We start from the raw sequence: 14,145 nt of genomic DNA on the forward strand, positions 1-14,145 counted from the left end.
CAGTTATCCGCCTTACGCGTTTTTCATGATAATGGTTTCAAGTGTGTTTGCAACGCCCTGACAGCTGTCTGCAATCTCTTCAAGCGTTTCAAAGATTTCTTTGTGCTGGATGATTTTAATCGGATTTTCTTTTTCCATTGCAAACAAGTTCTTCACAGATGTACGCAGCAGATTATCACAATTGGATTCTATTTCTTTAATACGGATTGCACGTTCGCGGACAAGATTGAGCTTGCGATCAGATAATAAATCAATTGCATTCGAAATTTCGATGACCGCTTCATTCAGCTGGACAACGAATTTCCTCATATGGTCAGTAGGCTGAGTGACAGAGTACATCTCAAACAGTGCAGCTGCCTGTTCAAAGCCATCAATCACGTCATCGAGAATCATCGCCAGCTGAAGAATGTCTTCACGCTCAATTGGCGTAATGAATGCCTGATTTAATTCTTTGATAATGTTATGAACCAGGGTATCCCCTTTATTTTCATACTCTTTTACCGTTTCAAAGAATTTTTTTAAATCATGAGCGTTGGAAATTTTATATGTGACGAAATATTCGGATGACTCTTTTATGTTATCCGCAATTTCAATCAGCATATCCGAAAACTTGTCCTTCTTCTTTGAGAAAACCATTTCTCTATCCCTCCATGGAGCCAATTATTTTTTATCTATTTATTTTGCATCCTTAGGCATTATATAAAAATTTGTCGAAACCCGAAACAGTTGCACCTCAACATTTACAAACTTGTAATATAAAATATCTAACCACTTTAACATTTGTTGGTTATAATTTTATCTTTTATCCAGTTATTTAGAATCTTTTTCTCACATACAGGAATACAAAATTCCGAAAAAACCCCGCTTCCATCCTGAAGCGGGGTTCAATACTTTTCTATTCTTTTACAGAGCCGGATGTTAAACCGGAAACGATTCTGCGCTGGAATAAGAGAACGAGAATGACAAGCGGAACCGTTACTACAACGGTTGCAGCTGATATCTCTCCCCAGGGTATTGTGAATTGTCCTTGGAACAAAGCGATACCTACTGGAACCGTTTTATACGCTACATCTGTATTAATCGTCAGGGCAAACAGGAACTCATTCCATGCAGCGATAAACACAAGGATGGCCGTTGTGAACAATCCTGGTGCTGCAAGCGGGAAGATGACTCTCCAGAACGTTTGCATAATCGTGGCACCGTCCATTCTTGCTGCTTCTTCAAGTTCGAATGGAATCTTCCTGAAGAACGTGACGAGCAGCCAGATCGATAATGGCAGTGCGATTGTTGTATATGGAATGATTAATCCCAGGTAGGAGTTTGTCAAACCAAGATTTTTCAAAATAATGTAGATCGGAGATATCGTTGCAATCTGCGGAAACATTGTGACGGATAAAACTAAACCGAGAATGACGGTTTTCCCTTTAAACTGCAGCCGTGCAATCGCATAGGCTGCAAAAGAAGCGACAAACACGGTATATAAAGTTGTGCTGATCGATACGATAAAACTGTTCTTTAAGTATGTTAAAAATGGATAATCCACAAAGACCGAAATATAGTTTTTAAAGGTGGGATTGTCCGTTAAGGGAGTAAATGCTTTTTCTCCAAAGAGTTCTGTCGCCGGTTTAATGGATGCAAGCAGGATCCATAAAAACGGAAACATGACGACAAAAACAAAGACTGCTAAAAATACGTAGAATAGGATACCTGGTTTTTTATTCATCTGCTTCTCCCTCCTACTTTCCTGGTCCGTCGTTTAATAAATCTCTTCCGAGGAAACGAATGAAAATCATCGAGATGATGGCGACACATATAAATACAATGACGGACAGGGCGGAACCAGTTCCAAAGTTCTGCTGATTGAACATGTATTTATACGCCAGCAAGGAAATGGTTTCTGTTGAGTTTGCCGGTCCCCCGCCAGTTAATACAAAGATTAAGTCGAACACACGGAAAGCATCAAGTGTTCGAAATAACAAAGCAACAAGCAGGCTTGATTTTAGGAGCGGCAGAGTGATTCTCGTAAACTGCTTCCATTTGCTCGCACCGTCGATGGATGCTGCTTCATATAAAGATCCCGGGATTGTCTGCAGGCCGGCAAGCAATAGCAGTGCCATGTATGGGGTCGTTTTCCATACATCCGTAAAGATAACCGAGAACATAGCTCCCGTATCCGTCGTTAGCAAGTAGGCCATTTTATTAACGATTCCTACCTCTTCAAACATCTTGGCGATGACTCCATTCTGGCCATCATAAAGGAATTTCCACATCAGGGCGGATACTGCGGTCGGGATCGCCCACGGGATAAGGATGGTCGCACGGATGAGTCCTCTTCCAAAGAATGCTTTGTTGATTAAAAGGGCAATGGCCAGTCCAATGACGAGTTCAAACCCTACTGACAAAACGGTGAATACTAGTGTATTGCTTAGAGCTTTCCACATTCTCGCGTCAGTCAGCTGATCAGAGTAATGTTTGAATCCAATGAAGTTCGGCTGGCGTATGACATCTTTCAGTCCGTCTGCAAGCCCAGTAATTTTCTTTTCATCCTTAAGCTCCAGATCCTTTAGTGTTGCTTCTGCTTCTTGCGCCTTGCTGCTGATTTCCAGAGCAAGTTTTTTATCTATCTCCACAACGGCTGTTCCTTCATCTACCTTTTCGAAGTTGAGCAGTTTGTCGTTTACGAGGTCATAGTTTTCTTTTACTTTCGGATTATCCTGGAGCTGTTTATCCAAAGACTCCAAATCTTCTTTAATAGCCGTTAGCTCTGGTTGAGGATTTTCTTTTATTTCGCTATCTATCCCGCTTATGAGGAATGGATAGTTGTCCAAATATCTGGAGAGATCGATTTCATAGCCTAGATGGGTTTCCGATTTAGAGGGATCACTGAGTTTAAGATCAAACATACTGAAATAGAATGATTGCAATACAGGCCAGATAGCAATGGCCAGAATGAGAATCAGAGATGGTGCTATTAGTGAGTAGGCCATGAGCCGTTCGGGATTCTTTTTCTTTTTGCGCTTCGTATCTTTCGGTACATGGGCAGAAGTCGACGTTTTCGTTTCCATTTTCTCACTCCCTTAATTTAAATCAGGCGGCTGCTGAGCCAAAACAAAGCGATGGAGCTTGACGAAGATACTCCCAATAAAACATAAAGCGACTGGCCCTTTGAAAGGGCCAGTGCGCTCTCAAACTAGCAATACACTTATTTGATTTGAGCTTTCATTTCTTTTTCCATTTCCTGAACAGCTTCTTCCACTGTCATGGATCCGGAAATTGCTTTGGAAACGTTAATTTGAATGATTTCAGAGATTTCCTGATAGTTTGCAGCAACCGGACGCGGTACAGCTGCCATTAGACCTTCCTGGAAGTTTTTATCTGCGAAGGTTGGATTCGCTTCAAGAACTTCTTTGTCTTCAAATAATTTGTTGATAGTAGGTGCATGGCCTCCGTGGATCGCATCAATTTTTTGTCCTTCTTCGCCTGCCATAAACTTAAGGAATTCCCATGCTTCTTTCGGATGCTCAGTGTTTTTGTTGATTCCAGCCTGCCAGCCTCCAAGTGTAGCCGCAGAACTTTTATCACCGGCAGGAAGCGGAGCAATCGCAACTTTTCCTGCAACTTTTGATTTTTCTTTATCGTTTGCACTTGCAAACTCATATGGCCAGTTGCGCAGGAAAGCGGTTTGACCTTCAATGAACGCCTGGTCTGATTCAATTTCAGTGAATGTTGTTACGTTCTCAGGGACAAAGCCTGATTTCGCCACTTCCACCATTTTGTTAAGACCTTTGATTGTCTCAGGGCTGTTTACGACAACTTCATTCTTCTCGTTAATGAATTGTCCCCCGTAAGCTGCTACGAATTCAATCGCGTTACAAACAAGTCCTTCATATTGCTTCGCCTGCATGACATATCCGAATTTTGTTCCGCCCTGTCCTTTTTTCGCATTTGCCTGTTTGATTAAGTCATCCCATGTTTTTGGCACTTCATCCTCTTTAACTAAATCGGTGCGATAGAATAACAGACCCGCATCGACGAATTTAGGAAGAGCCCATTGTTTTCCGTTAAATTGGGAAGCTGCAAGTGCTCCTTCGTTGTACTCGCTCAAATCGACTTTATCCTGCTGAATGTAACGGTCAAGAGGAAGTACGTAGTCAGCCTGAGCAAATTCAGCCGGCCATACTACATCCATATCGAATACGTCAATTTCAGTAGAATTCGCATTGAATGCGGTTACATAAGCATCATGCTGAGCGCCTGTATCTGCAGGCATTTCTCGGAACTCGACATCGATGTTCGGGTACTTTTCTTCGAATGCCTTGACCATTTCAGATGTACCCTTCGTTACGTCTTTACCGCGTGCATAAGTCAGAGTTACTTTTTCATCCTTGCTTCCTTCTTTTTCTTTAGAATCTGTGCTTGATGACTGATCAGAAGAACATCCAGCAAGTGCTAAAGAAAGTGATAGAGCTGTGACAGCTGCAAAACGCGTCTTTTTCATTTTCATTATAAATTCCCCTTTGTTTTTATATTTGTAAGCCCTTACAAAATTAAGGATTTAAGTAGATGATCTTTCTATTATTTCTAGTTTCAAAGGCTCTTCCGGCATAGGGGGGGCATCCTCCTCAGGAAGTACAAGATTAAGCATCAGCTTCATAGCCCGTTCGCCAATTTCGTGAGCCGGCTGACGAATGGTGGTCAGCTGAGGAAGAGTCATTTCAGCAATGGGCTGATCATCAAACCCAATAACCGCTAAATCTTCCGGTACGTTTATGCCCAAATGCCTGGCTTCATAGACAATCCCCGCTGCAACCTGATCGCTGCCTGTAAAAATAGCGGTCGGACGTTCAACCATAGCTGCAATCTTTTTCAAAACTTCTTTCCCATCGTGATAATCGGCTGCAATGCGAAAGGCATACTCATCTCTTATCTGAAGTCCGGCTTCCTTCATCGCAAGCCTGTAGCCTGCCTCTCTCGCTTTTGAGATAAAGCTTCGAAAGCTCCCTTGGCAAAAGGCAATCTTTTTATGTCCTTTATCAATCAGGTGCCTTGTTCCTATGTATCCCCCATACACCTGATCAAGGCGGACATTAGGCGTGTTTGATTCATGATCATACTCGTTGCACATGACAACAGGTCCGTATGACATATAATCCCGAACAGTACTCCAGTCGTTCTCGATGGAAGTAAGAATAATGCCGTCTACTTGCTTAGACTTTACTAAATTAAAAAACTGTCTTTCTGTTTTTCTGTCATATCTGGTCTGGCATACGAGCAGCCTGAAACCATTCTCAGTAGCAACTGCATCAATTCCCTCAAGTAAGTATGAAAAGAACGGGTTTGTCAGCATTGGAATAAATACAGCAATGGTATCTGTTTTCTGGCTTCTCAGCGTTTGAGCGGATGAATTTGGATAGTAATTGAGCTTTTTCATTGCTTCTTCTACTAATCTCTTCTTTTCCTCAGAAACGTAAGGATAGTTGTTCATCACCCTTGAAACAGTCGACCGTGATAAACCTGCAAGATTTGCAACATCTGTAATGGTCGCCAAGCAAGCTTCCCCCTTATCCATTCCCCCCTTGTTTATGAAATCGATTTTTGAAATCGTTTTCAAAATGATTTTATATGATAGAGGGAAAAATTACAACAGTAATTTCTTTGATTTTTTTCAAAATTATAATTAATCAAAAACCAGCTTTCGAGGAGAAACCAGTTCAGCTCGATTCCTTCATTTATCTCACATATGTAAAGGCTTTCTAAAACAGTCCCGTCTATGAGGATTTACAATAAAAAACTTGAACCCCCGGGACGCTTTATTAAAGCATTCCGGGGGTTCAATAACGATTATCGTATTGTCGGATTGCAGCGAAAATCAGTCAAAACAATCCACTATCGAGGTGGCTGTTTTGAAAACTGATTTAATGAATAGTCTCATTTCCAGTCATGCTGCACCCGTCTGCTTAACGAGCGCGAATTTCTCCCATTTCCGGCTCCGCCAGCGGAAAAACATAATAACGGCCCGGGTCCATTCATCCGCTGCAATGGCAAGCCAGATTCCCGAAAGCCCCATGTCCAGCTGAAACACTAAAAGATAGCCAAGCGGGACACTCATGCCGACCATTGAAATCATTCCCATCCAAACAGGGAATTGAGCATCTCCCGCTGCCCTCAGTGAATTAATCAAAACGATATTCATTGTTCTTCCCGTCTCAAGCACAGCGCTTAGCAGCAATACGTTTGCTCCGAGCTCAATGACTTCACGGTTATCCGTAAACATTTCCATAAGCGGGTAACGGAGCAAAATGATGACCCCCACCATAAAAAGAGTGACGGCACTTGCCCATTTTACACTTCTCCACACCTGGCCATAGGCTGATTGATTGTGGCCGCCGCCTACATAGCGCCCGACCATGATCGCAGTTCCCATCCCGATGGCAATGGCGAAGAGGAATATGAACATGGATAGATTGGAAGCGTATTGCCTTGCAGCAAGCGAAGCTGAGCCGAGAAAAGTAGCGTAAAAAAGAAAGACAATTTGGCACGCCTGATACATGACCTGTTCAAAAGCAGATGGAATACCGATCTTTAAAATTTTTCCGGCATACTCCTTTGAAAAATTCAAATAATCTTGAAGCTTGATCCGAACCTCCATAATTCGATACAGGAGCCAGAAAAAGACGATTAACGCAGCAAATCGGCTGATAATGGAGGAAATAGCCGCTCCCTGAACGCCAAGCTCCGGAAATCCGAAGTTACCGAAAATGAGCAGATAATTACCTGCAATATGAATGATGTTCATGCCGAGCGAAACAAACATCGCTTCTTTTGTAAACCCATGAACACGGATAATTGCGGCAAGTGAATTAATAATGGCTTGAAGAAAAATTGCACCGCCGACTATATTCAAATAGCCTTGTGCATTGGCTAGAACTTCGCCTGTCAAGTTAAGCGATTGCAGCATCTGACTGCTGAAAAGCAAGAAGCATGCACTGATAACAAGACCAGCGGCCAAGTTCAGCACGACAGCGAGAGCAGATATTTTAGCTGCCTCCTGCATGCGTTTTGATCCGATATATTGTGCAACCACGATGGAAGCCCCGTTACCGATGACCTCAAGAACGAGTATGGCAATATGCAGGAACTGATTGGCTGCTCCGACCCCTGATACCGCATCGTCTGAAATGGCACTCAGCATAAAGGTATCCGCAATCCCCATTAGCATAAATAAAAAGACTTCCAGGAAGATCGGCCATGTGAGGAGAAATAGACTTAACTCTTTTGCCGGCTTCCTTTCGGACATTAATTCAGGTTGTGTTTGAGCCATGCTGCACCTTCTTTTCAATGGCAAATTTGAACAAATAGTATCGTATCACAGTTCCCCTTTAACCGGCACTTCTTTTTTACGAATTTACAATTTTAATACAAAAAGCTATTTTATGATTGAAATTCTTGCCAGGCAGGAAAACAGCGGGGAAATTAGCCGGTAATACGTTTGTATTAAGTCTGGTATTGGGGACATAGGGTCAGAAATCGGCAATCAATATTATCGGGATATCGACGAGATTAGAATATATCGGCGATTTTATCGAGATATCGACGAAAATTCGAATATATCGGCGATTTTATCTGGATATCGACGAAAATTAGATTATATCTCTCAGGCGATTTTTTAAAGATATCGACGAAAATAAAAATATATCGACGATTTTTAATCGATCGACGAATAAACCGACTTACACCAAACAAAAAGCGGAATCCGCATGCAATGGATCCCGCTCCAGCTTCTTATTTTCCTGCAAATACATCCTTCATCAGCTTTTCAATTCCAGCAAACATAGAGGATTCCTTTGTATCTGCTTCTTCCTTGTTCTTCTTATGCTTTTCCTTCACACCATTCAACTGGTTTACTGCTACAGTCCCACTCACTTCATGGCCTGCAAGAACAAGCGGGCGCTTCGTTGGGCTTGTTTCGGCAGGAATGAAATCAAGTCCTTCCGGTGATACATCTCCGGCAATATCATCTTCAAAGCTGCGGGTGTTCAGGTAGTTCGCAAACGTTGCTTTCTTCGGTTTTGAAATATCGTACGTCATAATTCCGCCGATTCGCTCAAGTCCAACGAATGCATAAACCTTGCCGTCGGCTTTGCCAATTTTAACATCCTCCGGCTCAGGACCTTTCTTGACGCTGCGCTTGTCCAATTCAATATCATCGTTAGATCCGTTAAAATTGGCAGGGAATCGTTCAGCCGTAACTTTCTCAAAATCGCTTCCGCTGTCATACACAAGCTCCATTGTGTCAGCTTTCCAGATGGAGAATGAACGGCCGCCTAATGTATAAATCGCATCGTTTCCTCTGTCTGTCAGCACTTCAAGCTTGTCATAAGCCGGATTTTTCTTCATTTCCTCAAGCTTTTCTTTCGCTTCCTTTTTGGACATACCCTTAAACAGCTTGCTGTCCAGGGAGATATCATCCTTCACGTCTTTAAAGTCTTTCACATTCTCGAATTCTTCCCATTCTGTAGCATCGCCTTCATTTCCAGTGATCAAATAGCTTGTCCCGTCAATCTTCACCTGGGAAATGGAATCAGGCATATAAGACCCCAGTACAGGAAGGTTTTTCATATTGATTTTACCGTCTTTCGCTGCATCCAGCTCATTGCCTTTTACGGAATGATCCTTGTACCCAAGGAATTTTACAGAAAGGATTTTCCCTTTCTTCACATCAACCGTTGCAATGGCGTTGTTTTCTTGAAGGGTAACGTATGCTTTGCTGCCGTCATCGGAAAGGGCCATGTATTCAGGCTCCAGATCCGCAGCCGCTCCGCCCTCTTTGTTACGGATGTGGACGTCTTTATCAATGACTTTTTGATTATCGAATTTCATGTGCTTCGTTTTTCCGGTTTTATAATCCACAACTGTTACAGAGCCTTCCGGGTCGGTTCCTTTTTCAAGGCCTGCTCTTGGTTCGCCTTCATCCGCAGTCAAAATGGATGAGCCGTCCTTGCTCATTTTAACCATGTCAGGCTGTACGCCTGCATCAAAGGTTTTCAAGATCTTGCCGCTGTAATCCATGACAACGATTTTGCCCGCTTTGGTATAATCCTTTTCCTGAACAGCCGCCACAACGACTTTTTTCTCTGTATTGACGTCAATACTCGTAATATCTCCATATGCAAATGACTCAGAGTTCACTGCCTTCCCCACATCAATGGATGTTTCTTTAGAAAGCTGCTGCTCCCCATTTGCTTTCAGTCCTTTAAGGCTGACGATGTCGATCGTTTGCGTTTTTCCATTTATTAAGTAAAACTTTTTATTACCGGGATTATATTTAATGATTTCTGCAACTCCGCCCTCTTCACTTGTTGCTCCTGTGCTGTAGCCTGCAATCTTCGAAAGATTGATTTTTTGCTCAAATTTATGCGAACTTTCTGCCCCTGCAGAAAAGGATGGAATCAGCAATGCCCCAGTCATTACAGCTGCTGCTAACGGTTTCGTGAATTTCAACTAAAATTCCTCCTTTAGATTAACCTACTGATGTTCTATGTAAAATAGTGTAAGGAAAAAGTATGGATGTTCCTATACAGACAAGTTAAAGTTATGTAAACGAAAGATGACATTCATAAAAAAAGGATGCCGTGGAAAGGCATCCCAATTGATCAATTTACATATCTCCGGGCACCAGCAAATTCCTCTGCATACCCTTTTGTGTTTATAGGAATCATTTCTACCGTTCTCTCAGAATTAGGGGAATGAATCATCATCCCGTTACCTGCATACATAGATACATGATGCACCCTGCCTTTTCCTTGATCATAAGCGTAAAACAGTAAATCTCCCGGCTGCAAATCCTCTGCTTTCACCGGGGTTCCTGACCGTGCCTGCACGGAAGAATCACGGGGAATCGATATTCCATGCGATTGATGCAGTGTAAACGTAAATCCAGAACAATCAAAGCCAAACCCGCTCATACCAGCCCATAGATAAGGGAGTCCCAGAAACATTTTCCCCGTATTAACAAGGTCCGTACCCGTTGCCTTAGGAATAGCCTTCTCGGATGAATAAGCCTTTGCATCTAATTTGCTGATCCATGCTTTTTTCCCATCAGGAGTCATCACACGGTAGGCATTCTTTGTCTCTTTCAAAAAAGGGAGCCTTGTATTATAGCTGATTTCAAGCTTTTGTTTTCCTTTCAGAAAAGCAGTCGGCTTTGTTACAAGGACGAAAGGCTTATCCTCATGAAACGCAAACGCACGGCTGTAGACCAGCTGTTTAGCCGGCATCCAGCCAGGATAGCCGAGTTCGTTTCTTGGTGTGGACTGTCCTTTAACGGCAACCTTTACCCAATCTCCTTTTCTCTCTAAAATCGTGACTTTATTTCCATATAAGGCTTGAGTTTCAAGCATCCCGTCATCCGATAGCTGAAGCTTTTCCGAAAGTGTCATGGAGCGGGTCCATTTCCACAAGTCAACTGGAAGAGCAGCAGAAGGCTTATCAATTTCTCTTAAAATATTTGGTTCTGTCCAAAGTGTGGCTGCAGATACATTCACATACGCAGTTTGCTGCTCTGCAGCATTTGCCGGAAAGTGTAAGGTACAAATAGTAAGGATTACACCAAGAATCATCAACCCGAGACGTTTCATTGTTCTCATCACTCCTTTTTTATTGTGAAAGCGAGGCTGTATGAACTCCCAGTCCAGGAGAATGAAACAGCTCCACTTTGCTTCCTTCATACTGCATTCCTTCAGGCTGCTCGTTTAGCCAGAGCGGGGCATCCAAGTCAAAATAATGAACATTCGGATGAGCAGCAGCAAAATGTGCTGCAGCACTGACTGATACCGAGGATTCCATCATGCTTCCAATCATACAGGGGATACCATTAACTTCTGCGAGACTCGCAATCTTCCATGCTTCATTAATTCCACCGCATTTCATCAGTTTAATATTCAGCAGATCCACATATTTTCCGGCAGTGAGTTTTAACGCATCCCTTGCAGAAAAAAGACTTTCGTCCGCCATAATAGGGAGCTCAACACGTTCGGTCACATATTTAAGGCCCTCCCAGTCACTTGCTTTAACCGGCTGCTCAATGAATTCAATTCCCCACCCCATCGTTTCCATTCTCCTGATCAAGCTCACAGCCTGCTTTGGTTTCCATCCTTGATTCGCATCCAAACGGAGACGCGTTTCTATTGGAATGACAGATCGAATTGCCTCAATCCTTTCAAAATCCAGCTCCGGATCACTTCCAACCTTCACTTTCAGGACATTAAACCCTCTGCCTGCCGCATGAGATGAATCCTCTGCCATTTTCTCAGGATGATCGACACTGATGGTCATACAGGTAGTAATGGATTTTCTTCCGCCGAGCAGTCCCCAAAGCGGAACATTCAATTGCTTGCTGCGGGCATCAAAAAGGGCGATATCAGCTGCTGCTTTTGCACTGGAATTTCCGATGCAGGCGGCTTGTATTCTGCCAAGAGCGTCTTGAAAATCCATGATATTTATCCCTGTCAATGCATCCTTTATAGGACCGCATACCGCTGCCATTATGCTCTCAGCTGATTCTCCTGTAATCACCATTGTCGGGGATGCTGATCCTCGTCCAATGATCCCGTTGTCTAAAATAATGGATACGTCGATGCTTTCAATTTCTGTAACCGAACGCAGCGCGGTTTTAAATGGGGCAAGAAGCGGTATTTTCCTTTTGACGGCTTTTATACTTTGAACATACATCGAAACATTCCTTTCTTCGTTATAGAACCGATAAGATTTTAGCGATGAGCATTCCAAAATACGTTCCTAGAAATGATCCCATCAACGCCATAATGACACCGACCGGAATCAGCGCACGGCTGTAAGCAGCAGCAAGCATCGGGGCAGAAGCCATTCCCCCTATATTTGCAAGACTCGCTACACCAAGGGTGAACAAGTCATAACGGAATAGTTTCCCTAGCAAAATCATGACAACCAGGTGGATGGCCATAATCGCAAAGCCGGATAGCAGATAGATCGGTGCCTGAGCGATATTCGAAAAATCTGAGTGAGAAGCAATCATAGCGATAATGATATACAGCATGACATTGGATATATCAAGCGCTCCGGGAATCTTTGACAAAGGTGTGAGGGCAAATACCAAGCCTGCCACTGAAGCAATCATGATGGTCCAGCTCGTCGCATTAATGACATCCCCTACTGCTGGAAGATTGTTTCCTGCGAGAGTTGATAAGGATGAAACAAGGAGGCCAATCCCTAAAAGATAAAGCAGATGCTCGAACTTAATAGACTGCTCTCCTGCCTCTGAAGCGGCCGCGGACTCGTCCATCCCCCTTTGAAAGAAACCAGTATCTGCTTTCGTCCATCTATTGAATCGATCTGCAAAAGGAACGAGCCAGAACATAAGCATGACCCAGACGGCATAATTAATCGTGTCCATCATCAAAGCATAGCCAAAAATATTCTCAGGAACTTCCAAGATCCCTTGAAGAGCAACCATATTCGCGGAACCGCCTGTCCAGCTTCCAGCCAGAGCTCCAAAGGCCTTCCATGTATCCTCCACATAAAATGACTGCAAAAGAAAATAAACAAACACAAAGCCTAGAGCAATACTGATAACAGCGGCAAAGAATCCACCCAGCATCCGCGGGCCGAGCTGAATCACACTTCGAATATCACATTTTAACAGCATGAGAAAAAGCATGGCAGGCAGCAGCGCACCGCGCAAATTGTCATACGCTGCACCTGTAGATTCGTTGGCGGCAAACAGTCCAAATGTCTGCATCAATGCGGCACCAATGTAAATTAAAACAATACCTGGTATGAACTTAAAAAACTTAAGGTGCTTGAATTTCCTTTCCAATCCAACCATAAGTGCAGCAAAGGCTGTTAACACACTGACATACATAAATCCATCCTGAATCATTGGGAACCTCCTTGAATTCGTGCAGCGGCGTCTTTTAATCTAAAAAACGGCGGCGGCAAGTAAATAAAAAAATCCAGCCCAATGAATGATCATCAGGCTGGATTTTGTCTATGATTAGGTAGACAAAGCAGCAAATTGCTGTTTATATTTCCTTTGAGCATCCCGAAAAGCGACGATGAGCGCCTTTTGGGAAGAGCCAAAGTATCTTTTTTGGATACTCGTTATGATTTCTTCATCTTCTATTAACCGGCCAACAAATATAGACCGGACAAACCTCACAGTCAAATCAATCGTTGCCGAGCATTCTGCGTCGACAATTCGGCCATTTGATGTATCAACAACCACCCCAAGAAAAAACTGGCTGAATACTTTAGAAATAGGATTGTTTTGAGAGACCTGAGCGTCTCCTATTATAAAAACCGTCTCTTCATGGAACAACTGGAACATTCCCTTCCAAAAGAAATCTGCATGCAGGTAAATCAGAGGATCCTCTTGATTAATAGGAATTCTGATTTATGTATGCGGTTTCTTTCTGTTTTTATTATAGCATTTGTTTAATTGTATGAATAGTCGAAATCATTGAGAAAAAATGAGCAGTTTGCCTGCTTTAAAGCAGGACAAAGAAAAAAGACCGCTCATTATTGCGATCTTCTTTCTTCCATTTCAACTCCAAGCGGCAGACCGATTGCTTCGAAACGTTCCATAACAGTCGGGAGATCCTCCCTGGCAATATAATTTAAGTGAATATTAAAAGCAGGAAAACCGGCACTTTTACTGATGTGAGCCATCCTCTTCACACGAGGCGAAACATTTTCGAGCCGTTCTTCCTCGTTTCTAAGCACAATCCCTATATACTTCTGGTTTTGCAGAACGTACGGGATAACACCATCAATATCCCGTATCAAAATCTTCATTGGCTGCTGGGGTAAAGGAAATATTGTGATAAATTCCCTTTCAAAAATTAAATAAGGAGACTTGCTTTGGATTCTTGCCAGGCATTTACTAATTGCCCATCCAACTATTAAGACAACTGCTGCAGAAAGCAGCAGCATCGTTAAATCAATTGAGCCTTCCGGACCCAGGAAATATATACCAATAGGGATTAAAAAGCCTGCCTCAATCACTGCCATTAAGATAAATAACAGCCAAAGTTTTGTTTTGTTTTCATGAATCTCTACTCTGTTCATCAAGTAAATCTCCTGCCAATCGTCATATTCGTAAAATTATTC

General features: G+C 42.8%; 12 protein-coding genes. All 12 read right to left on the minus strand.

The window, feature by feature from the left end:
• Positions 1 to 12 precede the first annotated feature (12 nt).
• The gene (locus WCV65_RS18410) at positions 13 to 636 is read right to left on the minus strand and encodes a DUF47 domain-containing protein (RefSeq protein WP_338778499.1); all 624 of its coding nucleotides are present in this window, start codon (positions 634 to 636) and stop codon (positions 13 to 15) included.
• Positions 637 to 895: 259 nt separating this feature from the next.
• Positions 896 to 1,723: a carbohydrate ABC transporter permease gene (locus WCV65_RS18415; RefSeq protein WP_338778501.1), complete on the minus strand. Its 828-nt coding sequence runs from the start codon at positions 1,721 to 1,723 to the stop codon at positions 896 to 898.
• Between the two features lie 13 nt (positions 1,724 to 1,736).
• Positions 1,737 to 3,065 carry a sugar ABC transporter permease gene (locus WCV65_RS18420; protein WP_082883776.1) on the minus strand — a complete coding sequence of 443 codons (1,329 nt, stop codon included), beginning with the start codon at positions 3,063 to 3,065 and terminating at the stop codon, positions 1,737 to 1,739.
• 137 nt (positions 3,066 to 3,202) lie between these two features.
• The gene (locus WCV65_RS18425; RefSeq protein ID WP_338778503.1) at positions 3,203 to 4,504 is read right to left on the minus strand and encodes an extracellular solute-binding protein; all 1,302 of its coding nucleotides are present in this window, start codon (positions 4,502 to 4,504) and stop codon (positions 3,203 to 3,205) included.
• Positions 4,505 to 4,555: 51 nt separating this feature from the next.
• A complete protein-coding gene (locus WCV65_RS18430; RefSeq protein ID WP_035404689.1) occupies positions 4,556 to 5,548 on the minus strand; it encodes a LacI family DNA-binding transcriptional regulator in 993 nt (330 codons plus the stop codon).
• Between the two features lie 390 nt (positions 5,549 to 5,938).
• A complete protein-coding gene (locus tag WCV65_RS18435; RefSeq protein WP_338782359.1) occupies positions 5,939 to 7,297 on the minus strand; it encodes an MATE family efflux transporter in 1,359 nt (452 codons plus the stop codon).
• Positions 7,298 to 7,782: 485 nt separating this feature from the next.
• Complete coding sequence (locus WCV65_RS18440; RefSeq protein ID WP_338778506.1) at positions 7,783 to 9,501, minus strand: choice-of-anchor I family protein; 1,719 nt, start codon at positions 9,499 to 9,501, stop codon at positions 7,783 to 7,785.
• 152 nt (positions 9,502 to 9,653) lie between these two features.
• Complete coding sequence (locus WCV65_RS18445; RefSeq protein WP_338778508.1) at positions 9,654 to 10,637, minus strand: C40 family peptidase; 984 nt, start codon at positions 10,635 to 10,637, stop codon at positions 9,654 to 9,656.
• A gap of 19 nt (positions 10,638 to 10,656) precedes the next feature.
• Positions 10,657 to 11,730 (minus strand): dipeptide epimerase, encoded by a 1,074-nt coding sequence (locus tag WCV65_RS18450; RefSeq protein ID WP_338778510.1) that lies wholly within the window; start codon positions 11,728 to 11,730, stop codon positions 10,657 to 10,659.
• A 19-nt stretch (positions 11,731 to 11,749) separates the two neighbouring features.
• A complete protein-coding gene (locus tag WCV65_RS18455; protein WP_338778512.1) occupies positions 11,750 to 12,916 on the minus strand; it encodes a DUF819 family protein in 1,167 nt (388 codons plus the stop codon).
• A gap of 114 nt (positions 12,917 to 13,030) precedes the next feature.
• The gene (locus WCV65_RS18460) at positions 13,031 to 13,354 is read right to left on the minus strand and encodes a DUF3870 domain-containing protein (protein ID WP_338778514.1); all 324 of its coding nucleotides are present in this window, start codon (positions 13,352 to 13,354) and stop codon (positions 13,031 to 13,033) included.
• A 200-nt stretch (positions 13,355 to 13,554) separates the two neighbouring features.
• Complete coding sequence (locus WCV65_RS18465) at positions 13,555 to 14,103, minus strand: STM3941 family protein (RefSeq protein ID WP_338778515.1); 549 nt, start codon at positions 14,101 to 14,103, stop codon at positions 13,555 to 13,557.
• Positions 14,104 to 14,145 lie beyond the last annotated feature (42 nt).

The organism is Metabacillus sp. FJAT-52054 (assembly GCF_037201815.1).
In the GTDB taxonomy this organism is placed as follows: Bacteria; Bacillota; Bacilli; order Bacillales; family Bacillaceae; genus Metabacillus_B; species Metabacillus_B sediminis.